Raw genomic sequence first — 25,491 nt, 5'->3', positions numbered from 1 at the left:
TCAGCCACGGATCCGCTGCGGCGGCGGCTCTTGATCCTTTGCTCCGCCGTAGATCTGCGGCTGTGGCAGGGCAAAACATCCCGCCAGCACGCCTAGGTGCAGCAGCCCCCGCAACAGCCAGAAATTCCGGCGCGGCTCGACAGGCAGGACAGGCAGGGTCGCAACGACACAATAGGCAACCTTGGCCAACGCCGCCCCAGCCAGTTTTGTCCGTGCCAGCAGCCCCGATGCGCTGGCCGCATAGCTCTGCCCCATGCGGAACCGCCGTTTTGCCAACCAGCCCAGATGCAACCGATCCGACGCAACCACCTCAAAGACGGCCGCATCGGCCGAGATCGCAAACTGCGCGCCCAGATGTGAGAGCGCAAAGAAATAGGCGGTATCCTCGCCGCCGCTCGTGCCGCGGGAGAGATCAAACTCCAGCCCCTCCCAGGGGCGACCGGCAAACCGCATCAGCGCATTGCAGCTATGGGCGGTCTGTAACTGCACCCCACCGCCATTGTCGGCGCGCAGTTCCGGCCAGTTGCTGTGCCAGTCCTGATCAACCATCCATTGCGGCGCCTGCTGCGGGTAACGTGCGATGGCCGGCCCTGAAATCACATCCGCGCCGGTCTCCATGGCGCGGCGTATCAGCTGTTCGATCCAGTCGGGCGGAACCACCTCATCATCATCGACAAAGGCAACCCAATCCGACCGCCGCTTGCGCGCCATGGCCAGACAGGCGTTGCGGGCCAGAGAGATATTGCGTGACGGCGCGTGGACATAGCTGACCGGCCAGGAGGTCGCGCAGCCGCGCACCCAGTGGTCCGCCGACGGCGAGGTATCATTGTCCGCCACGATGATATCTATCGTATAGCCCTGAGGTGCGCGCAAAGCTGCCAGGCTCTCCAATGTGTCGACCACGCTGCGGCGCCGATAGGTGCAGAGTAATATCGAAATCCGTTCGCTCATCGCTTCATCCTGCGCCCCGCGGCACCCGCCAGGACCGATTGAACAGAATGCCGCGCCATCGCCCGCACCAGACCAAGCGCCCAGCCCATGTGCATCAGCACCAGAGCCACCCCGGACCAGATCCCGGCACCCCCCAGTCGCAAACAGGCGATGCCCGTCACCACAATCACCACAGTCAGGTAAACCAGCGGCCAGATCAGAGCCAAGGGCCAGAAGGGTGCCGCGACCAGTGCCAGTCCACATAGGAGGAGATTGGCAACCGGCACCATCTGCCGCAGCCGTGGCCGCATTCGGTGTTTGATCAATGTTGCCGCACGGCCTGCGCCATAGTTCTGATATTGCCGCCATAGCGCGACAGGCGTGCTGCGCATCACATAGCCAAGCCGCACATCACCGGCCAGCCAGATACGCCCTCCGGCCGCCTGCAACCGCCAATCCAGCTCAGCATCCTCATTGTGGCTGAAACTCGCATCATAACCGCCAACCCGGCGGAACCAGTGCAGATCCATCAGCGCGTGATGCCCGTGATCCACATAGCCCGAGGTCCGACCTCCCCGATGTGCCGCACCACCCGACCCGAAGGGCGTATCCACGACCCAGGCCGCCGCCTTGCCGAATTCACTGCGACCTTCGGACTGCATCGCCACCACGACCGCCGCACGATCATCGTTCTCCCGCAGCGCCGCGCACAGGGCGGTTGCATAATCCGCCGGATAGATCGCATGGGCATCACAGCGCAGCAGCACATCAAAGCCGCCGCCAAATTCAGCAACCGCCCGATTGATGCCTGCGGACTGAATCCGGTCCGAATTATGCAGCACATGTATCTTGATCGGCGCTGTCTCGGCCAAGCTCTCGACGATGGCCACCGTTTCATCATCGCTGCCCCCATCCGCCACCACCAGCGCAGACCGATCTGGATCGCGCAGCAGCGGGTCGCGCAGCAGGCTTTCGAGACAGGGACGGATCGCAGCCGCTTCATTCAGGGTCGGGATCACCACCAGCACCCGCACATCAATGCCCCCGGGTGCAGCGCTGGCGCCCTCCCTGCCTCTCTGACCGCTCATGCCCATGGTCTTTGTTCCATTCCGTGTTATGGACCTGTCTAAAGGATCCGATTATGTTGCGACAGATTGATTTTTGCGCGCAGTCTGATGAACTTGGCACTGCCACCTACTTGCCACCCCTGCGGCGTCGCGCAGCGCAGGGCGGGCCGTGGGCAAACCAATAACGATGGGGTCAACCAACGTGTCCACGCCTAAGACGTCCTTTGCCGCGGATGACGGCCAGGAGGTGCTCGATCTCGGCGCCATTTTTGCAATCATCTGGCGCGGCCGCTGGGTCATCGCTGCCTGTGTCATGCTCGGTCTGTTTCTGGGCGTCTGGCGGGCCTATCTCGCCGCCACTCCGCTCTACGGTGCCGAGGTACAGCTGGTGCTGGATACCCGCGACGAAAAAGTGGTCGATATCGAAAGCGTGGTCAGTAGCCTTTCCGCCACGGATGAGGTGATCCGAACCGAGGTTCACATCCTTGGCGGTCGGGAACTGGCGGGTCAGGTCGTCGACCGGCTGAATCTTGTTTCCGACCCGGAATTCAATATGATGCTGCGCGATCCCGGCCTCAATCCTGTCCAGACGCTGAAAGATCTGATCAAGGGACTCCTCGGGATGCCCGTCTATAACACGACCATTCCGCCAGATCCCGCCTTTGTCCGCGAAAAGGTGATCCAGACGCTGCTTGCCAACATGCGGGTGGTGAACATACCGGACACCTATATTTTCTCGATCTGGGTGCTAAGCGAGAACCCCTTCAAGGCGGCTGACATCGCCAATGCCTTCGCCGACACCTATATCGAAAATCAGGTGGCGGTGAAGCTGAACGTCACCGAACAGGCCACCGGCTGGCTGGCGGACCGGGTGACCGAGCTGCGCGGCCAGCTGGAAGCAAACGAACGGCGGGTTGCCGACATCCGGGCGCAGGCCGATGTGACCAGCCCCGCACAGTTGATCGGGCTGGAGAACCGCCTGATTTCCCTGCGCAGCGCGCTGACCGAGCGGGCCGAGGATGTCGCCGCGCAACGGGCCAAACAATCCGAACTGAGCAGCCTGCAAACAGCCGAGGAGCAGCGCGCCGCTGCCCGCCGCTACGGCTATAGCGCGCTTCTGGCGCGCGCTGATGATCCGCTGGCTGGCTGGCGCGCGGTTCTGGCGCAAGTCGCTCGTGATCTGCGCGAAGCCGAAGCCAAGGAACAGGCAATCCGCCGCTCGATGGCCGATCTGGAGATCACCATCGCCACCCAGAGCGATGCGCTGACCGAAGTTGTGCAGGCCGAACGCGACGCCGAAGCCAGCCGTCTGCTGTTTGAAAACTTCCAGAACCGGCTGCGCGAAACCTCCATGCAGATCGGCCTGCAACGCGCCGACAGCCGGGTGATCTCGCGCGCCTTCCCCCCGGACCAGCCTGCCCTGCCCAACAAGGGCCGGATCCTTATCCTGTCGGTCTTCCTTGGAGGGTTTCTCGGCACTGTTCTCGTTGTCGTGTTGCAGCTCTCCCGGGCGCGCCTGCATTCCCCAGCGCAGATCGCAGGCCTGACGTCCGTGCCTGTGATTGCGGTGCTGGACCAATTTTCGCAGAAAATCCGGCCCGAACAGGCCGGCGCGCTTGGCCCGCAGACCCGCGATGGCGAGGCTGTTCGCAATCTGCGCACCACGCTGCTGATGGCTCGGGGAGATGTCCCGCCGCAGGTGGTTGTCTTTACCTCCGCCGAAAGCGGCGATGGCAAGTCGACGCTGTCGGCGGCCATGGCACATAATATGGCGCAGATCGGTAAATCGGTCCTGCTGATCGACGGCGACCTGCGCCGCCATTCCCTGTCTGACCCGCTGGCCAGTGGCAACAGCAAGCCGGGGCTCTTTGATGTCCTCACCGGGCAATGTGATCTGGCAGCGGCGGTGCTGCCCGGTGCGCTGGGGCAGGCCGATATCCTGCCTGCCGGCACCGTAACCGGCAGTGCTGCGGATCTGCTCAGCCAGGGCGGGCTGACCGAGCTTGTATCGGTGGCGCGCAATCACTGGGACATCATCATTTTTGACACCCCGCCCATCTCCGTTGTGCCCGATGCGCGGATCATCGGCCTGCATGCGGACCTTCTGATCCTGCTGGCGCAATGGAACACCACCCGGCAATCGGTCTTTACCAATGCCCTACGACAGCTGGAACAGGGCGGGCGCAGTCCCGACGGCATTGTGCTGACCAAGGTCAAAGGCACCGCTCAGCCGCTCTACGGGGCAACCAGACGGTCGCGCGACCGCTATTACCACAGCTGAGAGAGCCGATGCAGCTGTCCCCCCTTTTGCGCAAGGCCAGGATAGCAGGTCGCCGCTGCCTCGGTCGACCTGTGCTGAATTATCAGGTGCTGGGTGAGCGCTGTTCCGGGACCAATTTTCTCGACCAGCTGATCCAGCAGAACTTCGCCGCTGCACGCCCGCGCTATGACATGTGGAAACATGCCTTCCCGAACCTCATCGCGCTGCCGGCGGATGTGCTCTATATCGTGATCTTTCGCGATCCGTTCCAATGGCTCGAAAGCATGTATGGCAAGCCCTGGCACAGCCTGCCAGCGCTGCGTGATCTGCCGTTTTCGCAGTTTATCCGCGCCGAATGGCGCAGCGAGATCGACGTACCGGCGTGGTTTGACCTGCCAAAGACCAGCCCATGCAAAGGTCAGCCGCTGAACCAGGATCTGCATCCGATCACCGGCGCGCCCTTTGCCAATCTGCTGGCGTTGCGTCGCGCCAAGGCAGAGGCGCTGCTGACCCTGCCCCGGCGCGGTGCACGGGTGATATACACCACCCATGCTGCCATCAGCCGGCGCCCCGAAGACATCATTGCGCGCATCGCAGACGAAAGCCCGGTGCCCCCGAACAGGCGCTTGCAGGTCCCGCAGGGACACTATGGCTGGTCATGGTCCGACCGTGATGTAAAACCCAAGACCCCCGGCCACCTGATCACGCCGGAAGACCGCACCTGGATCCTCAGCCAGCTTGACCCCGCACTGGAGGCCGCAATGGGGCTACCGCTCGATCCGGCGCCGGATGAGAACCAGAACGCAGGCTAGACCCCAAAAGTACACTCAGATCCGGGGTGGCACATCCCGCCAGCGCCCCAGCGCTCGGCCGGCATAGATCCAGGCCATCGCGATCAGCATGTGCCGGATCGAATGCTCGTTGTAGATCACGTTATCCGACAGCGCCGCGACCAGATTGATCAGCACATAGAAGAGATAATACCCCGAGGTCACGCTACCATCCTGCAAATACCAGCGAAAACAGCGCAGCACGACGGCGATCAGCAGGCCAAAGAACGTCACCGCCCCAAGGAGCCCATTGCCCACCATCAGTTCGATATAGCTGTTATGAAACCAATAGAGTCCCTCATCGACATAGGCCTCAATATAAAGCCGTGCGTAAGATGGCACCGACCAATACGCCCCAAACCCAACGCCGCCAATCGGCGCTTTGGCGATTTCTTCCAGACCAAAGGCCCAGATCACCGTGCGCCCGGTCAAGGTGCTGTCCTTGCCCAGCCGCTCCAGCAGCAGCCCCAAAGCGTCAATGCCTGAGATATAGATCGCGAGCGGCACCAGGAACAGCACCATCAGCGAAAACAGCAGCGCCACCCGCCGCGCTGTCCCGCCCCAGCGACGGATCCAAAGCACCGGCACATAGATCGCCAGAATGGCAAAGGTCACATAGGCACCCGCCGATTGGGCCATGCCCAGCACCGGGATCATCAGCGCCGCCGCCAGAATACCCAGGATCGAAAGCCGCCAGTAGAACCCCAGCGTCACCAGCCCATGCGCTGCATTCACCGTCGCCTTGGCGAGGGAGTTCTTGTGCATATAGATACCCTTCAGCGCCCCGTTTGGATGAAAGGCCGGAGCAAGGAAGGTCACGACGGAATTCAGATATGACAGCGCCACGCCGACCGCCGAGGTCAGGCTGACAACAATCATCGTATGATGCGCCGGAATGGCAGAGGCGATACGCACGGCAATCAGCGTTGTCATCGTCAGCTGGAAACTACGATAGGCGGTGACCGGCGGGTTGATGCTCCACAGGGTGGAGGCCATTGCAATCACGCAGGGCATCAGCACCGGCCACGCCTGCCAGAGAATGGCAGCGCTCTGGCGCCAGTCCCGCAGATACCACAGGATCGTCAGCACATAGAGCGCCATCCAGCCGGGCGACTGGAACCCAAGCCGATAGACCACCCCGGTGCCCGACATGGCCGCTAGGATCAGATAACCCATGCGCAGATGGCCACGGGTCAACCACCAGCGACCAGCTCCGCGCCGCAGCACAGACAGCTTCGGCTGCCCGATGTCTTGCGGTGGTTCAACCGTGAGTGTCATGTCGTCCCATATGCCGCCTCAAACGCCCACCATTATCCCTCGCTACCTGCTCCCCCTCCGCCAATCCAGCCGCGCGCCCAGCCGCGGCGCCCGCCCGCGTCTCTGCGGCAACACCGCAGCTCTGCTCCCCTGGGGGTCGAACCGTCGGCACCATCCACAGGGCAGACCTGCCCAGGGCATCACTCACCTCCGCATCAATGCGCCTGCGCGAGGCGGCGCAGCACAGGCGCGCCCAGATCGGCGCCGCCGCGGCGCTGAGGTCCAGTTCGCCTGCGCTGTCTGTCGGAAGGCTCCTCCCCCCTGCCCTGCCGTCACGGCCCAGTCGCCAGCGCTGCGGACGACACCACAGGCGCGAGATCCCGGCCACCAGCTTCAGCTCCAGCCGGTTGCGCAGGACGGATAACACCCATGGCCAATGATCGCGGCACATTGCGGCGCGCCAGGCGGCGCGGCCCAGCTGACCGCTGCGAACCTCCCGCGCCAGTTCCAGCTGTGCCTGACGCCGCAGAAGTGCCTGCCGACGAATGCCCGCGTGGAGCGCCAGCTCCTCGCGCCTGTCCTGCGCAACCAGACCATCCAGCGCATGGATCTGTGCCGCCAGATCCTCGGGCACGTTGCGATACGAAACCGACGCCGGGTGCCGACGATAGAGATAGGCCGCCATCGGCAGCACCCACATCGTCGCACCCGCCAGCAGAAGACGCAGATAAAGGTCATGATCCTCGCCGATCCGCAGCGCGGGGTCGTAACGCAGATCGCGAAGAAGCTGATTTCTGATCAATGGCTTAAGGTATCCGATGTGACTGATGCCCTGCGGGTCAACCCCGCTCAGAACCAGATCCTTCAACGTCAGCGCGCGGGCGTGTTGCGGCGCATGACCACCCAGAATGGTTTCTCCCCGCACCATCGGGCGCTCTGAAAACAGGATCAGGTCATCAGCGACCACATCGGCCCCCAGATCCCGCGCCGCTGCCTGCATCAACTCCAATCGCCGGGGATGCTGGCTGTCGTCACTGTCGCAGATCGCCACCCAGTCCCCGCGTGCAAGGCCGAGCGCATCATTACGTGCCCGAGCCGGGCCGCCGCAGCGCGGCCGCCGTTGCGCCCGTATGCGCGGATCCTTGGCCGCAGCCGCACGGATCACCGCCCAGCTGTCATCGTCGGAGGCGTCATCAATGATGATCAGCTCCAGATCCGCCATGGTCTGTGCCAGTACCGCCCGGATCGCCAGCGGCAGATGAGCGGCGGCATTGCGGGTGGCCATAATCACCGAGATCTGCGGGCGCGGCTCAGCCATCCCGGCGGCCTTGCGGCGGCATCAGATCAGAGACCACAGCCCCGCGCGCTTTGATATGCGCGGCGGCCGGGATCCGCCAGGCCGCCGATAGCCCGGCCTCGTCGCCATAGGTCACAGTCAGCACACGGCGCGAGGCCCGATAACACAGATCCGCCCATAGACTGCTATGGCCACCATCGGCGCCGGGGTCCGGGACAACGACATGTTGTCCCTCTCCCTGCGGCGGCAGCCCATCGGCAGGGCCGATCAGATGGACCCGCTCCGCCGCAGCCTCACCGGCCTGTCCAGCTTGGCCGCCGCCCTGCCCTCTGCCAATACTGCGCATCTTCGCCCAGGCGATCTGCACCAGTCGAACCCCCAGCGCAGGATGCCGCAGGATCTGGCGCAGCGCCGCCCCAAACCGCCGCTGTTTCAGCGTCTCTGCCAGCGTCTCAAAGGCCAGACGGTCTTGTAGCACTTGCCGCCTCTCTTCTATAATATGTTTTAATTCAATATGTTGTGATGCACTCAATTGACCCGGCAACGCCTCCATCGCAGCAAGCGCCGCAAGAATCTGCCGTCGGGTCGATCGATGTGACAGGGAATGCGGATGTCGGCGGTAAAGATAAAGCGCCTCCGGCAGCAGCCACATACGCGTTCCTTGCAACAGCAATCGCAGATAGAAATCCTGATCCTCGCCGATCGTCAGCGCCTCATCATAACGCAAGGCCGCCAGCGCCTGACGGCGGATCAGGGGCTTCAGATAGCCCAGCTGCGCACCAGACGTGCCCGGTTCCGGCACCCGCAGCATATCCGCAGGCCCGATCTGTCGCGGCACCTCCGGCGCATCACTGCCAAGAACGCTGCGCGGACCAGCCAGCGGCTCCGTCGCGAAATGCACCATGTCATCCGCAACCGCATCCGCATCCAGCGCCTCTGCCGCGGCCAGCAGGCGCCGCAACCGGTCCGGGTGCATTATGTCATCGGAATCGCAGATTGCCAGCCAATCGCCACGGGCCGCCGCCAGCGCCCGATTGCGGGCGGCAGCAGGACCGCTGGGTGTTTCATGCAGCAGCACCCGCACGCGGGGGTCCTGGCGTGCAACCTCTCGCAGGATATCCACCGATCCGTCACTGGACCCGTCGTCGGCCACGATCAACTCCCAGTCGGCATGGGTCTGCGACGCCACCGACCGCAGCGCGTCCGGCAAATATGGCGCGCCCTGATGATTGGCCATGATGATCGAAATCATCCGCCCCTGCCCTGCCGGTTCCTGCATGATGCTGCCCACTCTTCTGCCGGCATATCTAGCATGTCCCCGCAGGGTGAGGCCAGATGCCGGGCAGCGGCGTTTGACGGAATGCACGGGGTCATTTCCCGTGGCACAGCCGATCCGAGGTGCTAAGACTGGCGCTCAGTACCGCCGCAATCGCCACGCCGACAGGAAAGACCCGCCATGACCACGCCCCCCCTTGCGCCATCCGGTAACAGCGCGGCACAGGCTGGTCCAACGCTGGTGGGTATTGGCGCACAGAAATGCGCCTCCACCTTCATTCACGCGGCCCTCGGTGCCCATCCTGATGCCGCCGTATCGGATCCCAAGGAACTGGATTTCTTCAGTGCCTATTTCGATCGCGGCTATCAATGGTATCGCAGCCATTTCAGCCATGGCGCGGACAAGACGGTGAGATTTGAGGCATCGCCCTCATATTTCTATGACCCGCGCTGCCCCGACCGGCTGAATGCCTTTGATCCGAACATCAAGGTGATCTGCCTGCTGCGCGATCCGGTCACCCGCGCCTATTCCAACCACCTGCATGAGGTGATCAAGGGCCATATTCCTCCCCTGCCCTTTCACGACGGGCTGGCGAACAATCCGGCCTATCTGGAACAGGGGCTCTACAGCCGCCATCTGGGGCGCTGGCTCGACACCCTCGGCCATGATCGCGTGCTGGTACTGCTGGCAGAGGAAATCAGCGCCGATCCGGTCGCGGCTGCCCAGACGGTCTATCGTTTTGCCGGGCTCGACGATAGCCACAGCTCTCCGGTGCTGCTTGAGCGACGAAACGAAAGCGACCGCGCCCGGCTCCCTGCTCTTCGCAGCCTGCTTCGTGCAGGTGGTGATCAACTGCGCAAAGCCGGGCTGGAGGATAGCCTGGCCCGGCTAAAATCCACCGGGCCGGTTTCCGCAGTGCTGCGTGCCAACAGCCAGAACATGCGTGATGTGGTGCCGCCCCTGCGCGACAGCGATATCGCAGACCTGCGCAGCTGTTTCGCGGAGGATCTGCGCCAACTTCCCGCCCTGCTGGGCCGTGACAGCCTGCCTTGGGAGAGCTGGGCTGCGGTAACAAGGTAGCCCACTAATGTACACATATGTCTAGAGCAGGATCGCATCCTGAGCTATCAGCAGATCCAGTGTCAGCGCATCCACCCGGTCATCGATCACCGCAACATTCACCCAGCCATCTTCGCCCTCGGCCTGCAACAGATCGCGCGTACCACGCCCACGCTCACCATCAAGCCAGCGCAGCTGATCCGCACCATCCAGATTGAACCGCGTCAGATCCAGAACGTCCCCTTGGGACAGGGAGAAATCATTGACCCGGTCCGGCGTCCCGCCCTGGCGGAAGATAAAAACATCCGCGCCGCCCCCGCCGCGCAGCTGATCACGACCGATCCCACCGTCAAGCTGATCGTCACCGCCGCCGCCCGCCAGACGATCCCGGCCGCGACCACCAAACAGGAAATCATCTCCGTCCTTGCCGCGCAGAATGTCCCGCCCCTTTTCACCATAGAGGTGATCCGAACCACGATTGCCCACCAGCTGATCCGCACCATCGCCACCGTGGATCAGATCTGCACCAGCGCCGCCGAACAGATCCTCTGCCTGCTCCGTGCCACGCTGTTCGCTGTCGAACTCCGGCTCGGCGGGATCTTCCTGTCCCGGCAGGGACACATCCGCAATCACCGCGACCAGCGGCGGCGCATCCGGGTCAGGTATTCCGGCCCAAGCCGTTTGATTGTCGGACACCGCCCAAAGGTCAGCAAAGCTCTTGACCGCCCCGGAGTACCAAAGCCCACCCGGCATATCAGCCCCGCTGAGATCGGCGCGCACCTCTCCATCTACGCGGAAAATCGCGCTGGTGCCGGTCAATTCGATTTCATAGGTATGCAGCCCCTCGGCGGCATCGAACCCAAGATCAACGACCAGCGGCCCCGCGGGGCCATCGGCCAGCCGCACGCGGTTGCCATCCTCCGCCTCCATATGGATGCTCAATTGAACCTGACGGGTATTGGCGCCAACGAATTCAAAATCGAACTCCAGCCAGCGATCGTTCCGATAGTCCTCCTGATAGAGGAACATCCCAAAGACCGTGCCATCCTGCATCTGCGGCGCCTGTGCAGTCCAACTCCAGATGCCGGTCTCATGGGCCGCTTCGGACTGGATTTCACCACCGGTGAAAAGCCGCTCTCCAACGCCATTATCCGACGTCAGATGCAGCTCAACCGCGCCGTCACTGTTGATCTGGACATTATCCTGTGACCACGTGGTGTCGCGCGATTGACCGGCATTCCATGTCGACACCAGCCAGTCGTCGCTGTCACGCATCTCGCCGGGGACCCGCAGGTCCAGCGCCGGTGTCTTTTCTGCCTGCGCGCTGTCTGTTGATGCCATGTCGATCACTCCAAACCTTGGTGCCGCGGAAAACGGCCATGCCTTTGGTTTGGTTGTCGGGGCGAACGATGGCAGGATTGTGCCTTAATTATCGCCCATTAATGCCCCATTCAGACAGTTTAACGCAAACTCAAGACCAGTTTTAGAGGGTTGCTTTTTAGTCGAATTGCGCAGCACGCAAGAGCCACCGGAGCGACAGCCAAGAAGTCACCGGACAGCACATCCCCCGATGCGCCAACGAGCGTCATCTCACCAGCACTTGCGGCGTGGCGGGTGTCCCCGCAGGGACAATGATAATGCTCTGCTCCGTTCAGCAGCGCGGCGAGCATGATCAATGACAATCCACCCATCTGAAGCCTGGCTCAAAAAAAGGCCGCCCCCGCAGGGACAGCCTCATTGATACCGTCGTGTCGGCCAGCTCAGCGCTAGGTCTGATCCCCGTCCAGAGCATCAAAGAAAGCCGTGATCGCGGCCTCAAGCCGACGCTGGTCAACCGCCGAGAAATCACGCTCCATCGCCATTTCAATCCGCCCGTCCCGCGCCAGACACCGCACCGTCCCCGCAGGGACAGAACAGCGCAGCGTGGTCTTGGCCATGCCGGCGCGCTGGCTGGTGCTGGCCTCCCTAACATCCGATGCAGGGGCCTTGAGCGCCTGCCGCAACACGGCCAGCTCTTCCTCAGCGCTCGAAAAACTCCGCTCCCTTAGGCGTTGCCGCAGCGGCTCAAGCGTGGCCGGGTTCTCCAGCAGGTGCTTCTTCAGATCCAGCCCTAATGCACGGGGGATCGCCTCGGCATAGGACAGCTCTTCTCCAATCAGCTCCAGCAGCTCTGCAAAGTGGCGAATGTAGCTGCGCTTCTGACGCCCGGCTGAGGCATAAAGCAGCGCAACAGAGTCTTCTACAGAGTCTGAATCCGTCTCTGGATCCTGCGAATAGGAGAGCGCGAGCTGCGCCATTTCGGCAAAGGAAATATCCCGGCGCACCAGGTTTTCATCCACCATTCGCCGGTACAGACCCTGTAGCGTCTCGCCCCGCGCCACCAGTCCGGCCGGGATCAGGCGGAACTGTTCCTCTCCCGTTTCCTCGTAAAGCGCGCGATAGGCCGACAGTCGCCGGAAGCCCTGTACCAGCTGATACCCCTCGCCGTCCTCTTCCACCCGGATCGGGTTGGACAGACCAAGATCGCGGATCGACTCCTTCAACTCCTCCAGCTCAGGATCCCGGTTGACGGCGCGATCGCGGATCAGCTTGCTGGTCGAAATCAGATCCAGCGGGATCCGATCGACCACCAGACCAAGCGTCTTCAGCCGGACAAATTCATGCGCCAGGCGATCGTTCTCTGCCCGGATATTCTGCTCGACCTCCGCCCGTGTCCGCAGCGCTTCGGCGTTTTCGCTGATGGCGGTGGCCATCGGGCCACGGCGCGCCTCGCCTGAACGGAACGCCGACTTCGTCTCAAGCTCAGGGGCGCCGGGGTGCGGGTCAACCGGGGCAGGGGAGGCTGCCTCGGGCGTGGCGGGGGTGGGATCCGACGGAAAATCGATGTCGAACATTCTGCGCTTGCTCATGCCTCATCCTCCAGCTGGGCCCATGCGGTCAGGGCGTTGCCCTTGAACTCCATATAGGCCTGGTCAAAAGACGCGCGCGCCCGTCGCCAGGTCTCGCGCGTCATATCCCGGTAGTCGATTTCGTAAATCGAGCTGAGGAAGCGCCCGGATTGTTCCACCGCTCGGGTCATCTCAATCGGGTGTTCCGTCATCCGGTCGCCAAAGACCTTGACGAAGGCATCGCGCATGGCGCGGTGCAGGTCATTGCCGGATTCATAGCGGGTGAGCAGGAACCGGACCTCCTGAAACACCTTCGGCAGGCTGAACGTCCCCGCAGGGACAACCCCGTTGAACGCCGAGAGATCCTCAAGCGCCTCGGAGAGCTGGCCGATGAACGAGGTGGTGGAGTCATACTCCCAATATCCGGGACCTGACGGGATATAGAGCATATCGGCGGCGAAGACCGCATTCATAGACTGATAGCCAATGGCCGGCGGGCAGTCGAAGATCATCATGTCGTAATCGTCCGACGGCAGCTGATCGAGATAACGCGACACCGCTGCAAAGAAGGACCATTCCGGATTGAGGTGGCGATACTGCGCCGATGCAAATTCGACAAAGGCGGCATTGGCGCAGCTGGGGATCACATCAATCGTGGGCCAGCTCGTCGGCTTTACAAAATCGCTGATCCGAAGATCCTGCAAGCCCATGCCGGTGATCGCTTCTGGCAGGCGCCGCTCGGGCAGGGCGGCCCCGGACTCGGCGCCGCGCGCACTGGCGTTCATCCGTTCGGTCTCACGTACGAGGTCCCGCGCCATGATGCCCCAGACCGTATAATCTTCGGTCACATCGCTCAGCCCCATCGAATGGGACAGGGTGGCCTGCGGATCAAAGTCAACACAGAGCACACGATAACCGTCCAAGGCGGCGGCATGGGCAAAATGCAGCGCTACGGTCGATTTGCCGGCACCCCCTTTGAAGTTGGAAATGGCCACCCGCAAGGCCCGCTTGCCCGCCGGTCGCTCCGGCATCAGCGATTTGCGGTTCACCTTCAGCCGACGGCGCAGCTCATTGATTTCCTCAAGCGAATACCAACGCTGACGCCCGTCTTCCTCGACATGGCCCTGCGGCAGGCTGGGATCGGCCGCCAGCCGTCCACGCAGGGTGGACTGGTTCACCTTGAAGATCAGCTCGGCCACCTCCCAGCTGGAGAAGCGCCTCAGCGTCTTTTCCATCTTGGGAGAGAAGGTCTGCTGCCGGATCCAACTCTGCATTTTCAGGGATTGTGCCTGCATATTCGCCAGGTCTTGATGGGTAAACATCTCTGCTCCTCGATCTCTGTAGTGCGGCCTTATTCACCAAGCGGACGCTTTTTCTACCTAGAAACTCGTTTACGCCGAATTTGCAAAAAACGCAAAACCTATTATCGTAGGAATAAGCGTCCTGTCCCCGTGGGGACGTCGACAGGAATAGGCGGCAATACCCTTTGTTTATCGGGCGATTGCGATTCGGTCGGGCTCCTGCGCCGCTGACGGGGTTTCTGGATATTCGACCCTGATATAGGGGGACGCGCCCAGAGCTGCCCCTGCATATTGGGGGACATTTTTCGATCAATAGGGGACAGCCTACCTGTCACCCAATACCATGAATACCTATTTTTGATTCAAAAATGGAATTGGAACAGCCCCTCGGGCAACAGCGCTCTTGACAGAATCGTATCGCTGGACGCAAATCAGATAAACCAACCAAAGAACGTTGAGTTCGGATCAAAAGGACCCAGAGTTGCGACGCAGCGCAACCCACGGGCCACCCGGTCCGACAATGAACCCAACAGGATCTCGTGGAAAACATGAGACGACAGAGGCAGCCATCCACCATCGGATGGAGACAAGAGGGCAGCCATGCTTGCCAGCAAACCCGTCGGGCGTCAGGCCGCGGCACTGAAATACGATATCCTCACCGCAATGGGGACCTATGCCCTGTCTCTGGAGAAGGGGCCGCAGCGACTGGTTCTGCGGTTCATGACGCTGATGACCGCGCGCTACAACTGGCAACGCAATGAGCTGGCAGTCGGCCAGCGCGAGATTGCCCGCATGTGGTCCGTCGACGAACGCACGGTGAAACGCGAGATGGCCAAGCTGCGCGCACTCGGCTGGTTGGTGGTGAAACGGCAGGGCGCGCGGGGGCGGGTAACGGAATACGGTTTTGATCTGGAGCGGATCCTAGACGACACCCGCAGCTGCTGGGCCGCCGTCGGACCAGATTTCGATCACCGGATGCGTGGCAGCGATGAGCCGGAGAAAAACGTGGTGCCGCTGATGACCGGCACAACCGCGCCCGCACCTGATATCAGCGACGGCAGCGAGTGGAGCCTCGCGAAGGCGGTCCTGCATCAGGAGGACCCGGCCATTTACGCTGCCTGGATCCAGGCGCTGACGCGGGAGAGCAGGGCAGGGGGCCGTCTGATCCTACGCGCGCCAAGCCGGTTTCACGGAAATTACGTCACCTCACATCTGCAGGAGCGGCTGCTGGCGGCCTGTCACGATATCGACGGGGATGTGGAGCAGCTGACCATCCTGTCCTAGATGCCTGTGAACCGGACCGGCAGGCACATGGGAAAGCCCCCATGCGCGGCACCTGGGGGCTCTTTGATCTTGCTGGGCGGGTGATTATTGCCGCTGCGGGATCCGGTCCTCAAAGCGTTTGAAGGCGAGGGTGATCAGCCCGGCAATCACCATGTAGACAAGCGCCAGTAGCAGCAGCGGCTCATAGACGATAAACGTGTCAGACCGCACCCGCGAGGAAACCGCGTAGATGTCCAGAACCGTGATCGTGGCCACCAACGGTGTCGCCTTCAGCTGAAGGATGGTTTCGCCCCCAAGCGTTGGCAGGACGTTGCGCACCGCCTGGGGCAGCCAGATCCGGCGGAACATGGTGCCGCGTGGCATACCGTAGGCCTTGGCGGCCTCCAGCTGGCCCTTGGCAACGCCTGAGAAGGCCCCGCGCATCACCTCGCCCTCATAGCCTGCATAAGACAGGGTCAGGGCCAGCACCGCATATGGCCAGGCTTGCCGCAGATAGGGCCACAGCTCGCTGGACCGGATCCACGGGAACTGCGGGAACAGCGATCCCAGCCCATAATAGAGCAGCCATATCTGCAACAGCAGCGGCGTGCCGCGAATGACGGTGCAAAAAGCCCGTGCGGGAACCGACAGATACCAGGGGCCAACCGCCTGGGCGAGGCCAAGCGGTACCGCCAGCGCAAATCCGAGGATACTGGTTACCACCAGGATCCAGATCGTCGTCCAGAGCCCTTGGAGCGCGAGCGGCGCATAGGCTGGAATCCAGTCCCAGCGCAGGGAAACTGCGCACCAGACAATCAGGCCTGCGAATAGCGCCATGAGGACAAGCCGGTGAGGCTGCATCAGAGGTTTCAGCACACTCATTGGCGGGTCTCCCGCAGGGAGGGCTGCCCACGTCTGGCCCAACGTTCAATCCAGTTGAAAATCACGCCAGAGCAGAGGGTTACCATCAGGTAAAGCGCCCCAGCCGCGAGGAAGAAAGTGAAATAAGCCCGCGTACTGCTGGCGGCCTGCCGGGTTTCCAAGGTCAGCTCGGCAAAGCCAACGATGGCCAGCAGGGCGGTGTCCTTGGTCGCGATCAGCCACAGGTTGGCCAGCCCTGGCGTTGCAAAACTCATCATGGCCGGGATGGTAACCCGGCGCATGGTCATGAAAGCAGGCATGCCATATGACCGGGCGGCCTCAATCTGGCCCGGCGGTACCGCCTTGATGGCGCCGCGCAGGACTTCGGTCGCATAGGCACCCTGCACAATGCCAAGCACCCAGATGCCTGCCACAACGCCGCTGATTTCGACCCGGCCATAGCCGAGGCCGGCGGCCAGCCTGTTGATCAGATCGGTGCCGACATAATAGAGGATCAGGATCAGCACCAGTTCGGGAACGGCGCGGATCACGGTGGTGTAAATGGCGAGCAGATCCCGCAGGATCGGCCCGCCATAGAGTTTTCCATAGGCCCCGAAAAGCCCGATAATTAGCCCCATGCCAAATGCGCCAAAAGCGATCTGAAGCGAATTGGCGAGGCCCCGTAACAGGTTGCCCCCCCATCCCGGCGGCGAGAGCGACAACAGCTGCGCGCTCTCGGCCAGACCAAACAGGTCGAGGAGTCCGGTCACGTTATGTCCTTACTCGGAGTAGATGCTGGTCGTGAAATACTTCGAGGTGATATCGGCATGGGTGCCATCGGCCAGGATAGCGGCGATCCCTTTGTTCAGGGCTGCCAGAACATCGGCGTCGCCTTTGCGCACGCCCGCGCCGACGCCTTTGCCGAGGATCGCCTCGTCATTGGCCACCGCGCCCTTGATCTCACAGCAGCTGCCCGCGTCCGAGCCGACAAAATCGGCCATGGCGATGCTATCGGCCTGGGTGGCGTCGATACGGCCGGCAAACAGATCCTGATTGGCCTCGTCCTGGGTCTGGTAGACGCGCAGTTCGGAATCTTTGAAGTATTCCTGCGCATAGGTCTGGTGAATTGTAGAGGCCTGAATGCCAATCACCTTGCCCGCCAGCGAGTCCGGGGTCGGCTCGATGTCCATGGATTTGTCGGCGACAATCACCGCCGGGGTGTTGTAGTAGGGGTCGGAGAAATCAATTGTTTTCAACCGCTCTTCGGTGATCGACATGGAGGCCATGATGGCGTCGATCTGCTGGCCGGTGAGGGAGGGTATGATGCCATCCCAGGCAACCGGCGTGATCACGCAGTCCAGTTCGGCGGCAGCGCAGACGGCATTGATAATGTCGATTTCCCAGCCCACCCACTGGCCGGATGAATCCAGCGAGGCAAAAGGCGGATAGGGTTCTGCGGCGACACCGATCTTCACCGGTTCGGCCTGGGCGATTGCCCCGGTAGCCGCCAGCAGAGTCGCAGCAAGAGCTGTGCGTTTGAGGTTTGATTTCATGGACATGACTGTCTCCCTGTTTTGTTATTTGTTTGTTCGAATGGCGAAATCATCCGACTGAGCTGAGGAACTGTTTGAGCCGCTCCGACTTTGGATTGCCGAAGACTTCGGCCGGCGGGCCCTGCTCTTCGATGCGGCCCTCAAAGAGATAGACAACATGGCTGGCAACCTCGCGGGCGAACTTCATCTCATGGGTGACCAGCAGCATGGTGCGCCCTTCGGCCGCCAGATCGCGGATGACCGTCAGCACTTCGCCCACCAATTCGGGGTCCAATGCGGATGTCGGCTCGTCAAACAGCATCACGCTGGGATCCACGGCAAGGGCGCGGGCGATGGCGGCGCGCTGCTGCTGGCCGCCGGACAGAAAAGCGGGAAAGGCATCCGCCTTGTCACCAAGCCCGACGCGGGCGAGCAGCTCATGGGCGCGGGTGATGGCCTGCGACCGGGGCACTTTCAGCACATGAACCGGCACTTCGATCACGTTTTCCAGCAGGGTGCGATGGGTCCACAGGTTGAATTGCTGAAAGACCATCGCCAGCCGGGTGCGGATACGTTCGATCTGGCGGCGGTCGGCGGGGCTTCCATCGGGGCGCATGGCGATGGTTTCGCCCGCGATGACGATTTCGCCGGAATTGGGTGTTTCCAGAAAATTGATACAGCGCAGCATGGTGGATTTGCCGGACCCGCTGCCACCGATAATCGCCACCACATCGCCCTGTCGGGCGGTCAGGGAGACACCCTTCAAGACCTCCAGAGACCCAAAGGATTTGTGCAGGTCGCTCACCCGGATCGCCTCGGTCCGTTCCGTGGCCCGGATGTTCGCGGCACCGGCATCCGACGCGGGGATTGGGGCTGTTGAATGCGGGGCAGGGCCAGCGGCAGCCGGATCGGGCATTTTCTATTGTCCTCATATTTCGGCTTGTAGTAAGGCTGACTTGGCGTAATTATGCAAGTGTATAATTACTGCATCCCAGCAACCATTCAGCCATTGGAGAGCCCGTGTCAGGTGAACGCCGGAAGTTTAAGCGTGCGACCGCAGAGGAGCGCAAGGACGCGCTGATTGCCGCAACGCTGGAGCTGGTGGCCGAAAAAGGCGTGCGTGGTGCCACCGTGCGCGACATAGCCGAGCGCGCGAATGTGACCCAGGGGCTGATCCGACACTATTTCTCCTCCAAGGAAGAGCTGATGACCGCGGCCTATGAACACCACATGGTCACCATCAGCGATCTCACCTATGCGCCGATCGCCGGGATCGAAGGCGATGCCCGGTCGCGTCTGGCGGGGTTCGTCGAGTCATCGCTGCGCCCGCCCGTTGTAGAGCCGACCGCCGTGGCGCTTTGGGCTGGGTTTTTGAACAAGGTGCAGCAGGATCCCGACATGCGGCAGATCCACCAGCGCACCTATGATTATTTCCGCGACAAGCTGGGCGAGCTGATCGCCGCCGCGCTGAACGAGGCAGGGCGGCCGGTGGATACGGCGCGGCTGCATCATCTTGCGGTGGCCTGCAACGCGGTGATCGACGGGCTATGGATGGAGGGCGGTGCCTTGCCGGAGGCCTTCGACGAGGGGGAATTGCCTGCCATCGGATTGGAATCCGTCAGCGCAATTCTGGGACTGAATTTGCAGCATAAGGCGGAAGAGCCATGAGAATGACCGATGTGACCAAGCGGCTTGCGGGGCTTGGCGGGGCCAAATGGGCTGTGCATCTGACCGCGCGGGAGATGATCGCCGCGGGGGCCGATATCATCGAAATGACCATCGGCGAACCTGACGTGCCGCCCCCGGATGTGCTGATGCGTACCGCCAGCACTGCGATGGTGTCTGGCCGGACCGGTTATTCGGACGGTCGTGGTGAAGCGAACCTGCGCCAGGCGCTTGCTGCGCGTTATAGCGCCAGCACGGGGCGGCCTATAGGGCCGGATAACGTCCTGTGTTTTCCCGGCACGCAGACCGCGCTTTATGCGGTTCTGATGGGTGTGGCCCAGCACGGGGACGAGGTTCTGGTCGGCGATCCGATGTATGCCACCTACGAAGGAGTAATCCGGGCAAGCGGTGCAGATATGGTGCCCGTAACGCTTCGGGCCGAGCATGGCTTTCGGATGCAGGCCGATGATATCGCCGAGAAAATCACGCCGCGCAGTCGCGCCATCCTGCTGACGACACCGCATAATCCGACCGGGTCAATTCTGACTGTTGAGGACCTTGATGCGATTGGACGACTGGCCGAGGCGCATGATCTCTGGATCATCTCTGATGAGGTCTACGAACAGCTGGTGTTTGAAGCGGCGGAGTTTGTCTCGCCGCTGGCGCGGGCGGCCTTCTCGGAGCGGGTGATTGTTGTCTCCTCGATTTCCAAATCCCATGCCGCACCCGGATTCCGCAGTGGCTGGTGCATTGCCAGTAAAGCCTTCTGCGACGGCTTGCTGCCGCTGTCGGAAACAATGCTGTTTGGTAACCAGCCCTTCATCGCGGATATGACCGAGCAGGCCGTGCGCGACGGATCACCGGTGGCGGCGGGGATGCGCAGGCGATTTGCCATACGTGCGGCGAAACTGGCAGAGCGGCTGCACCGCGACACGGCATTGCAGGTTCACAGCCCGCAGGCCGGAATGTTTGCGATGATTGACGTCTCGGCCACCGGTATGGATGGCGATGCCTATGCGCAGGATCTGCTCAGACGGGGTGGGGTTGCGGTGATGCCGGGATCCTCATTTGGTGACAGTCTGCGGAGCTGGGTCCGGGTGGCGTTGACGATTGAGGATGAGGCCTTTGACCGCGCGCTGACGCGGATCGTCGATCATGCCAGCCAGCGATCGGCGGAGGTGGCATGAGCAGGTCCGCCCAAGACGCGGCACCGCACACTGTCGGCGAAGCGCTGGTTGAGGCGCTGGCAACACGGGGCGTGCGCCATGTTTTCGGCATTCCCGGTGTGCATACGGTAGAGCTTTACCGTGGGCTGGCGCACTCAGACCTGCGCCATATCACACCGCGTCACGAGCAGGGGGCCGGGTTCATGGCCGATGGCTATGCGCGGGTTTCCGGCCGACCGGGTGTGGCCTTTGTGATCACCGGACCGGGGCTGACCAATACGCTGACGCCGATGGCGCAGGCGCGGGCGGATTCGGTGCCGATGCTGGTGATATCCGGGGTCAACGCAAGCGGCTCTCTCGGTCAGGGGCTGGGCCATCTGCACGAGCTGCCGGATCAACATGCGCTGGCGCAGCTGGTTGCGCTGTGGTCGGAGCATGTGGCGGCGCCGGAGGGTCTGGCGCGGGCGCTCGATCAGGTTTTTGCACCGGTTGACGGCAGCGCGTTGTCACGCCCGGGACCGACCCATCTGCAGGTTCCGCTGGATGTTGCAGGGGCGGCGGCGGTCCAAACCGGCCAGTCGTCGGCAACTGATGTGAACAGGGCAGGGCCGTCCGCCGCGGATCTGGCCGCAATCACGCAGCGCCTGTCGACAGCAAAGCGCCCGGTGATCCTGGCAGGCGGAGGCGCGCGGTTCTGCGCCGATCAGTTGCGCCAGCTGGCGCAGCTTCTGGGCGCGCCGGTGATCCAGACCGTTAATGCGCGTGGGGTGCTGTTTGACCATCCGCTGTCGGTGCCCGCAAGCCCCAGCCTCGCCTCGGTGCGGGGGCTGATCGAGACGGCGGATATGGTGCTGGCGCTGGGAACCGAGCTGGGGCCGACCGATTACGATATGTATGCCACCGGAGTGATGCCACAGATGCCGGGGTTGATCCGGGTTGATCTCTGCGCTGAGCAGCTGGCCCGACACCCGGCTAAGCTGGCGATCCATGCGGATGTGGCGGATGTTCTTTCTGCGGTTCTCGCCGATCTGCCGTCAGTTGCCAGCCCCTCCGGCGACTGGGGCCTCACACAGGCGGGTCTGACCCGCGCGGCAGCCTGGGAGGAAATCGGCGAGGGTTACCGCGCGCAGGTTGAGGTGCTGAATGCGCTGCGCGCAGCAGTTCCGGGGGCAATCATCGTTGGCGATTCTGCGCAACCGATCTATGCGGGCAATCTCTACTACGATCATGACCGCCCAGGGGGCTGGTTCAATGCGGCCACCGGCTATGGTGCGCTTGGTTATGCCATTCCAGCCGCGATCGGCGCCGCCGTTGCGGCACCGCAGACGCCGGTTATCTGCATCGTCGGCGATGGTGGCGCGCAGTTTTCCCTGCCCGAGATCATGACAGCCGTGGATGAAGCCTTGCCGATCACGTTCGTCGTCTGGAACAACCACGGCTATCAGGAAATTGCCCGCTCGATGCAGGAGGTGGGCGTGGCTGTGGTGGGCTGTGATCCGACACCGCCGGATTTCGCTGCGGCGGCGCGGTCCTTCGGGATCTTGCATCGGGCGGTTTCCGCCGATCCGCAAGAGGTTGCCGCGGCCATCAAAGACCGCGCCGCGCAGGCAGGCCCCAGCATCATTGAGATCATCACGCCCAAATACGTGCCGACACAGGCTACAAAGGACTGAGACATGACAAACCCAACATATGAATTCTCCCGCGCCATAACCCGCCGTCCCGCGTCCAGTATCACCGACGGCCTGCGGGCCGAGGATATCGGTACGCCCGATCTGGACCGGATGCTGGCCGCTCATGCCGATTATGTTGCCGCACTGAAAAGCACGGGCGCCGAGGTGATCGAGCTGCCTCCGCTTGAGGCCTTTCCCGATGCGGTGTTTGTCGAGGACACCGCCCTCTGCCTGCCCAAGGGCGCGGTTCTGATGCGCCCCGGCGCGCCGTCGCGTCTGGGGGAGGTGGCCGAGATGGCACCGACCCTGCGGCAATGCTACGGCGAGCTGCGCGAAATCAACGGCCCCGGCTTTATCGAAGGCGGCGACATTCTTGTGACGGACCGCGAAATCCTTGTCGGTCGTTCAGCGCGGACCGATGCGGCCGGCGTGGCGGAACTGGCAGAGATCGTGTCTGACTGGGGCCACAGCCTGCGCGAGGTTTTCACGCCAGAGGGCGTGCTGCATTTCAAGACCGACTGTTCGCTGATGGACGGTGAGACCATCCTTGCCACCAAACGGCTGGACGCATCGGGCTGTTTTGAAGGCTACCGCGTGCTGCATGTCGCCGAGGGCGAAGAGGCTGCGGCCAATGCCATCCGCTACAACAATCTGGTGATCATGGCGGCAGGTTTCCCGCGCACCGCCGAGATGCTGGATCGCGAAGGCTATGAGGTTGTTCAGATCAGCAATACCGAGTGCGCCAAGCTGGATGGCGGCATGTCCTGCCTGTCGCTGCGCTTCTGAACTGGCCCAAAGGGTGGATCTCTCCCGGTTTCGGGAGGGATCTGGCCACATGAGGTTGAAACCTGGCGCCGCCGCCCCTTATGAAAGGCAATCGGGCAGACAGAGACCATTGAGGCGGCGGTATGAGCGGGACAGAACGGATTTGCGTGATCGGGCTTGGCTATGTCGGTCTGCCGCTGGCGGTGGAATTTGGCCGATCGCGCCCGGTAGTGGGCTTTGACATCAGCGACGACCGGATTGCGGCGCTGCGCTCAGGGCAGGACAATACCCGCGAGATCAGCGCCGAGGCGCTGGCGGCTGCGTCGCATCTGACATTGACCAGCGACCCGGCAGAGATTGCCGATTGCACGATCTTTATCGTCACCGTTCCAACACCGATCGACAACAGCCGTCGCCCGGATCTGACGCCATTGCTGCGGGCGTCAGAAACGGTTGGTGGCGTGCTCAAACCCGGCGATCTGGTGATCTATGAATCCACGGTCTATCCCGGCGCCACCGAGGAGGACTGCGTCCCGGTTCTGGAGCGCGTGTCCGGGCTGACATTCAATCGCGATTTCTTTGCAGGCTACAGCCCCGAGCGGATCAATCCCGGCGATAAGACGCGGCGTCTGCCGGATATCGTCAAGGTGACCTCCGGCTCAACGCCTGAAATTGCGGCGCGTGTCGATGCGCTCTACCGTGAGATCGTGACGGCGGGCACCCATCAGGCCGAGAGCATCCGCGTCGCCGAAGCGGCCAAGGTGATCGAGAACAGCCAGCGCGATATCAACATCGCTCTGATCAATGAGCTGGCCAAGATTTTCAACCGCATGGATATTGATACCGAAGCAGTGCTGCGTGCTGCCGGAACCAAGTGGAACTTCCTTAACTTTCGTCCGGGTCTGGTCGGGGGCCATTGTATCGGGGTCGACCCCTATTACCTGACCCACAAGGCAGAGCAGCTGGGCTATCACCCCGAGATCCTGTTGGCAGGGCGGCGGCTGAATGACGGCATGGGAGCCTATGTGGCGAGCCAGATGGTCAAATCCATGCTGAAACGCAAGATGGCCATTGCCGATGCGCGGGTCCTTGTGATGGGGTTGACCTTCAAGGAAAACTGCCCCGATCTGCGCAATACACGGGTAATCGACGTGGTGCGCTGCCTTGAGGAATACGGTCTGACGGTGGATGTGCATGACCCCCATGCCGATCCAGATGAGGCGCGGCAGGAATACGGCGTCAATCTGGTGACAACTCCGCAGCCAGGGGCCTATGACGGTTTGGTTCTGGCGGTGGCCCATCAGGAATTCCGCGATATGGGGGCCGCGCAGATCCGGGCCTTGGGTCGGGACCATGCGCTGCTGTACGATCTGAAGTATGTGCTGACGCCGGACCAGTCCGACCTGCGGCTCTGACCGGCCGATCAGGCTCTGAAGCGGGCTACTTCGGGACCTTTGGCAATTTGCCGCCGCGCCAATAGGCGCCGGTGTCTTCCCGCAGGGTCTCGTAGGTGCGGAACCTGTCCCGCGCCGCCTCTCCTCCGGCATCGACCAGATGGGTCAGCAGACAATCAAGCACTGCCATCGCGCCGCCATAGCCACCAAAAGGATGCAGCGTATTGTCGGCCACCAGCAGCAGGTGGTCGGGCTGCAATCCGGGCGCGATTACCTCGCTATCTGAGATGAGGATCAGCGTCGCGCCTTTGTTGCGCGCCTGTCTCAGCGCCTGCAGCGTCTCCGATGAATATGGCGCGAAGGTCATGGCAATCAGACAGTCCCCGGCGCCGATATCCATCAGCTCGTCCACGGCGGTGCTCATGTGGCGCGGCACCAGATCAAGCCCCGGCAAGGCCATTCGTCCGACGTAGTGGAAGTAATAGGCCAATGCGTAACTGGCGCGGGTTGCAGTAACATAGCATCGTCGCGCCGAGGTCAGCGCCGCAACGATGGCCGCAGTGCGCCCGGGGGTCATCAGGCGCAGCGAGCGGGCGACGATGTTCACCTCATTGCGGGCGATGCGACCGTGGCGGGTGGTTTCGGGGGCCTGTTCCAGCCGATCGAGCCAGCCAAGGCCCAATCCGCCCTCACGCTCGGTTGTCAGCGCGGCCCGAAAGGGGGCGCGCAACGCCTCGAAACTGTCGAATCCAAGATGTGCGGCCAGTCGCACCAGAGAATTCGCGCTGACCCCTGCCTTGGTCGCCGAGACACGGATCGGATCAAGACCAAAGTCGCCGGGGGTGTCGATGATGTATTTCGCCGCCGCCGAGAGGGCGGGGGGCAGGCTGTCGATTTCGGTCTTCAGCTGGTCGAGCAGGCGATGGGTCTGTCGGGGATCAAGATGCGGGTCCATGGCCCCAGTTCAGACCGTTTGCGCGAAAAGATGCAAGATGGAACATATGTTC

Annotated in this window: 22 protein-coding genes; 9 read left to right on the top strand and 13 right to left on the bottom strand. The window is 62.4% G+C overall.

From position 1 onward, the window contains the following. Complete coding sequence (locus VXL81_RS08915) at positions 1–951, bottom strand: glycosyltransferase family 2 protein (RefSeq protein ID WP_416553846.1); 951 nt, start codon at positions 949–951, stop codon at positions 1–3. After that, positions 948–2,018, bottom strand: a complete 1,071-nt coding sequence (locus VXL81_RS08910) for a glycosyltransferase family 2 protein (protein ID WP_416553844.1) — start codon at positions 2,016–2,018, stop codon at positions 948–950. Before VXL81_RS08910 ends, VXL81_RS08915 begins: the two co-directional genes overlap by 4 nt. A gap of 181 nt (positions 2,019–2,199) precedes the next feature. On the opposite strand from VXL81_RS08910, the gene VXL81_RS08905 reads away from it, so the two are divergent. Together VXL81_RS08905 and VXL81_RS08900 are read left to right on the top strand one after the other, a co-directional pair. Continuing rightward, complete coding sequence (locus VXL81_RS08905; RefSeq protein ID WP_416553842.1) at positions 2,200–4,278, top strand: GumC family protein; 2,079 nt, start codon at positions 2,200–2,202, stop codon at positions 4,276–4,278. A gap of 8 nt (positions 4,279–4,286) precedes the next feature. Then, on the top strand, positions 4,287–5,069 hold the full coding sequence (locus VXL81_RS08900) for a hypothetical protein (RefSeq protein ID WP_416553840.1): 783 nt from the start codon (positions 4,287–4,289) through the stop codon (positions 5,067–5,069). A gap of 15 nt (positions 5,070–5,084) precedes the next feature. Here VXL81_RS08900 and VXL81_RS08895 read toward each other — a convergent pair whose 3' ends face one another. From VXL81_RS08895 to VXL81_RS08885, 3 genes are read right to left on the bottom strand one after another with little or no spacing between them, the layout of a single operon-like run. Then, complete coding sequence (locus VXL81_RS08895) at positions 5,085–6,365, bottom strand: O-antigen ligase family protein (protein ID WP_416535367.1); 1,281 nt, start codon at positions 6,363–6,365, stop codon at positions 5,085–5,087. Continuing rightward, entirely contained in the window at positions 6,349–7,662 is a 1,314-nt protein-coding gene (locus VXL81_RS08890) for a glycosyltransferase family 2 protein (protein WP_416553838.1), read from the bottom strand. The genes VXL81_RS08895 and VXL81_RS08890 overlap by 17 nt, the downstream gene beginning before the upstream one ends. Continuing rightward, positions 7,655–8,920 (bottom strand): glycosyltransferase family 2 protein, encoded by a 1,266-nt coding sequence (locus tag VXL81_RS08885; protein WP_416553836.1) that lies wholly within the window; start codon positions 8,918–8,920, stop codon positions 7,655–7,657. Before VXL81_RS08885 ends, VXL81_RS08890 begins: the two co-directional genes overlap by 8 nt. A 177-nt stretch (positions 8,921–9,097) precedes the next feature. Between VXL81_RS08885 and VXL81_RS08880 the strand changes: the two genes are divergently transcribed. Continuing rightward, on the top strand, positions 9,098–9,997 hold the full coding sequence (locus VXL81_RS08880; RefSeq protein ID WP_416553834.1) for a sulfotransferase domain-containing protein: 900 nt from the start codon (positions 9,098–9,100) through the stop codon (positions 9,995–9,997). A 21-nt stretch (positions 9,998–10,018) separates the two neighbouring features. Here the strand turns inward: VXL81_RS08880 and VXL81_RS08875 are convergent, their stop codons facing one another. The 3 genes from VXL81_RS08875 to VXL81_RS08865 form a co-directional block, all read right to left on the bottom strand. After that, the gene (locus VXL81_RS08875) at positions 10,019–11,317 is read right to left on the bottom strand and encodes a family 16 glycosylhydrolase (RefSeq protein WP_416553832.1); all 1,299 of its coding nucleotides are present in this window, start codon (positions 11,315–11,317) and stop codon (positions 10,019–10,021) included. A gap of 425 nt (positions 11,318–11,742) precedes the next feature. Continuing rightward, the gene (locus VXL81_RS08870; protein ID WP_416553830.1) at positions 11,743–12,885 is read right to left on the bottom strand and encodes a ParB/RepB/Spo0J family partition protein; all 1,143 of its coding nucleotides are present in this window, start codon (positions 12,883–12,885) and stop codon (positions 11,743–11,745) included. Beyond that, positions 12,882–14,186: an AAA family ATPase gene (locus VXL81_RS08865; protein ID WP_416535361.1), complete on the bottom strand. Its 1,305-nt coding sequence runs from the start codon at positions 14,184–14,186 to the stop codon at positions 12,882–12,884. Before VXL81_RS08865 ends, VXL81_RS08870 begins: the two co-directional genes overlap by 4 nt. Positions 14,187–14,765: 579 nt before the next feature. On the opposite strand from VXL81_RS08865, the gene VXL81_RS08860 reads away from it, so the two are divergent. Next, positions 14,766–15,449, top strand: coding sequence for a DnaA N-terminal domain-containing protein (locus VXL81_RS08860; protein ID WP_416535360.1), 684 nt, complete (start codon positions 14,766–14,768; stop codon positions 15,447–15,449). A gap of 84 nt (positions 15,450–15,533) precedes the next feature. On the opposite strand, the gene VXL81_RS08855 is transcribed toward VXL81_RS08860, so the two are convergent. The 4 genes from VXL81_RS08855 to VXL81_RS08840 are packed head-to-tail and all read right to left on the bottom strand — an operon-like array spanning position 15,534 to position 18,737. After that, positions 15,534–16,310, bottom strand: coding sequence for an ABC transporter permease (locus VXL81_RS08855; RefSeq protein WP_416535359.1), 777 nt, complete (start codon positions 16,308–16,310; stop codon positions 15,534–15,536). Next, positions 16,307–17,059 carry an ABC transporter permease gene (locus tag VXL81_RS08850; protein WP_340547739.1) on the bottom strand — a complete coding sequence of 251 codons (753 nt, stop codon included), beginning with the start codon at positions 17,057–17,059 and terminating at the stop codon, positions 16,307–16,309. The genes VXL81_RS08855 and VXL81_RS08850 overlap by 4 nt, the downstream gene beginning before the upstream one ends. 9 nt (positions 17,060–17,068) lie before the next feature. Then, positions 17,069–17,848 carry a transporter substrate-binding domain-containing protein gene (locus tag VXL81_RS08845; RefSeq protein ID WP_416541786.1) on the bottom strand — a complete coding sequence of 260 codons (780 nt, stop codon included), beginning with the start codon at positions 17,846–17,848 and terminating at the stop codon, positions 17,069–17,071. A gap of 43 nt (positions 17,849–17,891) precedes the next feature. Continuing rightward, positions 17,892–18,737: an ABC transporter ATP-binding protein gene (locus VXL81_RS08840; protein ID WP_416553828.1), complete on the bottom strand. Its 846-nt coding sequence runs from the start codon at positions 18,735–18,737 to the stop codon at positions 17,892–17,894. A 104-nt stretch (positions 18,738–18,841) separates the two neighbouring features. On the opposite strand from VXL81_RS08840, the gene VXL81_RS08835 reads away from it, so the two are divergent. The 5 genes from VXL81_RS08835 to tviB all read left to right on the top strand — a co-directional run bounded on the left by VXL81_RS08835 (position 18,842) and on the right by tviB (position 24,505). Next, positions 18,842–19,489: a TetR/AcrR family transcriptional regulator gene (locus VXL81_RS08835; protein WP_416535356.1), complete on the top strand. Its 648-nt coding sequence runs from the start codon at positions 18,842–18,844 to the stop codon at positions 19,487–19,489. Further along, positions 19,486–20,673, top strand: a complete 1,188-nt coding sequence (locus VXL81_RS08830) for a pyridoxal phosphate-dependent aminotransferase (protein ID WP_416553826.1) — start codon at positions 19,486–19,488, stop codon at positions 20,671–20,673. The genes VXL81_RS08835 and VXL81_RS08830 overlap by 4 nt, the downstream gene beginning before the upstream one ends. After that, positions 20,670–22,325, top strand: a complete 1,656-nt coding sequence (locus VXL81_RS08825; protein WP_416553824.1) for a 5-guanidino-2-oxopentanoate decarboxylase — start codon at positions 20,670–20,672, stop codon at positions 22,323–22,325. Before VXL81_RS08830 ends, VXL81_RS08825 begins: the two co-directional genes overlap by 4 nt. A 3-nt stretch (positions 22,326–22,328) precedes the next feature. Then, entirely contained in the window at positions 22,329–23,111 is a 783-nt protein-coding gene (locus VXL81_RS08820; protein ID WP_416541783.1) for a dimethylarginine dimethylaminohydrolase family protein, read from the top strand. Between the two features lie 122 nt (positions 23,112–23,233). Beyond that, positions 23,234–24,505, top strand: a complete 1,272-nt coding sequence (gene tviB, locus VXL81_RS08815; protein ID WP_416553822.1) for a Vi polysaccharide biosynthesis UDP-N-acetylglucosamine C-6 dehydrogenase TviB — start codon at positions 23,234–23,236, stop codon at positions 24,503–24,505. 25 nt (positions 24,506–24,530) lie between these two features. Here the strand turns inward: tviB and VXL81_RS08810 are convergent, their stop codons facing one another. After that, positions 24,531–25,439 (bottom strand): MurR/RpiR family transcriptional regulator, encoded by a 909-nt coding sequence (locus VXL81_RS08810; RefSeq protein WP_416553820.1) that lies wholly within the window; start codon positions 25,437–25,439, stop codon positions 24,531–24,533. Positions 25,440–25,491 lie beyond the last annotated feature (52 nt).

The organism is Phaeobacter sp. JH204B (assembly GCF_048055755.1).
Taxonomy (GTDB): Bacteria; Pseudomonadota; Alphaproteobacteria; order Rhodobacterales; family Rhodobacteraceae; genus Phaeobacter; species Phaeobacter bryozoorum.
The sequence above is the reverse complement of the archived record's forward strand: the minus strand, read 5'-3'. Positions and strand labels throughout refer to the sequence as shown.

Excerpts from the sequence above, each read along its gene's own strand:
- VXL81_RS08915 (WP_416553846.1), bottom strand. The coding sequence starts at position 951 with ATGAGCGAACGGATTTCGATATTACTCTGCACCTATCGGCGCCGCAGC.
- VXL81_RS08910 (WP_416553844.1), bottom strand. The coding sequence starts at position 2,018 with ATGAGCGGTCAGAGAGGCAGGGAGGGCGCCAGCGCTGCACCCGGGGGC.
- VXL81_RS08900 (WP_416553840.1), top strand. The coding sequence starts at position 4,287 with ATGCAGCTGTCCCCCCTTTTGCGCAAGGCCAGGATAGCAGGTCGCCGC.
- VXL81_RS08895 (WP_416535367.1), bottom strand. The coding sequence starts at position 6,365 with ATGACACTCACGGTTGAACCACCGCAAGACATCGGGCAGCCGAAGCTG.
- VXL81_RS08890 (WP_416553838.1), bottom strand. The coding sequence starts at position 7,662 with ATGGCTGAGCCGCGCCCGCAGATCTCGGTGATTATGGCCACCCGCAAT.
- VXL81_RS08885 (WP_416553836.1), bottom strand. The coding sequence starts at position 8,920 with ATGCAGGAACCGGCAGGGCAGGGGCGGATGATTTCGATCATCATGGCC.
- VXL81_RS08880 (WP_416553834.1), top strand. The coding sequence starts at position 9,098 with ATGACCACGCCCCCCCTTGCGCCATCCGGTAACAGCGCGGCACAGGCT.
- VXL81_RS08875 (WP_416553832.1), bottom strand. The coding sequence starts at position 11,317 with ATGGCATCAACAGACAGCGCGCAGGCAGAAAAGACACCGGCGCTGGAC.
- VXL81_RS08870 (WP_416553830.1), bottom strand. The coding sequence starts at position 12,885 with ATGAGCAAGCGCAGAATGTTCGACATCGATTTTCCGTCGGATCCCACC.
- VXL81_RS08865 (WP_416535361.1), bottom strand. The coding sequence starts at position 14,186 with ATGTTTACCCATCAAGACCTGGCGAATATGCAGGCACAATCCCTGAAA.
- VXL81_RS08860 (WP_416535360.1), top strand. The coding sequence starts at position 14,766 with ATGCTTGCCAGCAAACCCGTCGGGCGTCAGGCCGCGGCACTGAAATAC.
- VXL81_RS08855 (WP_416535359.1), bottom strand. The coding sequence starts at position 16,310 with ATGAGTGTGCTGAAACCTCTGATGCAGCCTCACCGGCTTGTCCTCATG.
- VXL81_RS08845 (WP_416541786.1), bottom strand. The coding sequence starts at position 17,848 with ATGTCCATGAAATCAAACCTCAAACGCACAGCTCTTGCTGCGACTCTG.
- VXL81_RS08840 (WP_416553828.1), bottom strand. The coding sequence starts at position 18,737 with ATGCCCGATCCGGCTGCCGCTGGCCCTGCCCCGCATTCAACAGCCCCA.
- VXL81_RS08830 (WP_416553826.1), top strand. The coding sequence starts at position 19,486 with ATGAGAATGACCGATGTGACCAAGCGGCTTGCGGGGCTTGGCGGGGCC.
- VXL81_RS08825 (WP_416553824.1), top strand. The coding sequence starts at position 20,670 with ATGAGCAGGTCCGCCCAAGACGCGGCACCGCACACTGTCGGCGAAGCG.
- VXL81_RS08820 (WP_416541783.1), top strand. The coding sequence starts at position 22,329 with ATGACAAACCCAACATATGAATTCTCCCGCGCCATAACCCGCCGTCCC.
- tviB (WP_416553822.1), top strand. The coding sequence starts at position 23,234 with ATGAGCGGGACAGAACGGATTTGCGTGATCGGGCTTGGCTATGTCGGT.
- VXL81_RS08810 (WP_416553820.1), bottom strand. The coding sequence starts at position 25,439 with ATGGACCCGCATCTTGATCCCCGACAGACCCATCGCCTGCTCGACCAG.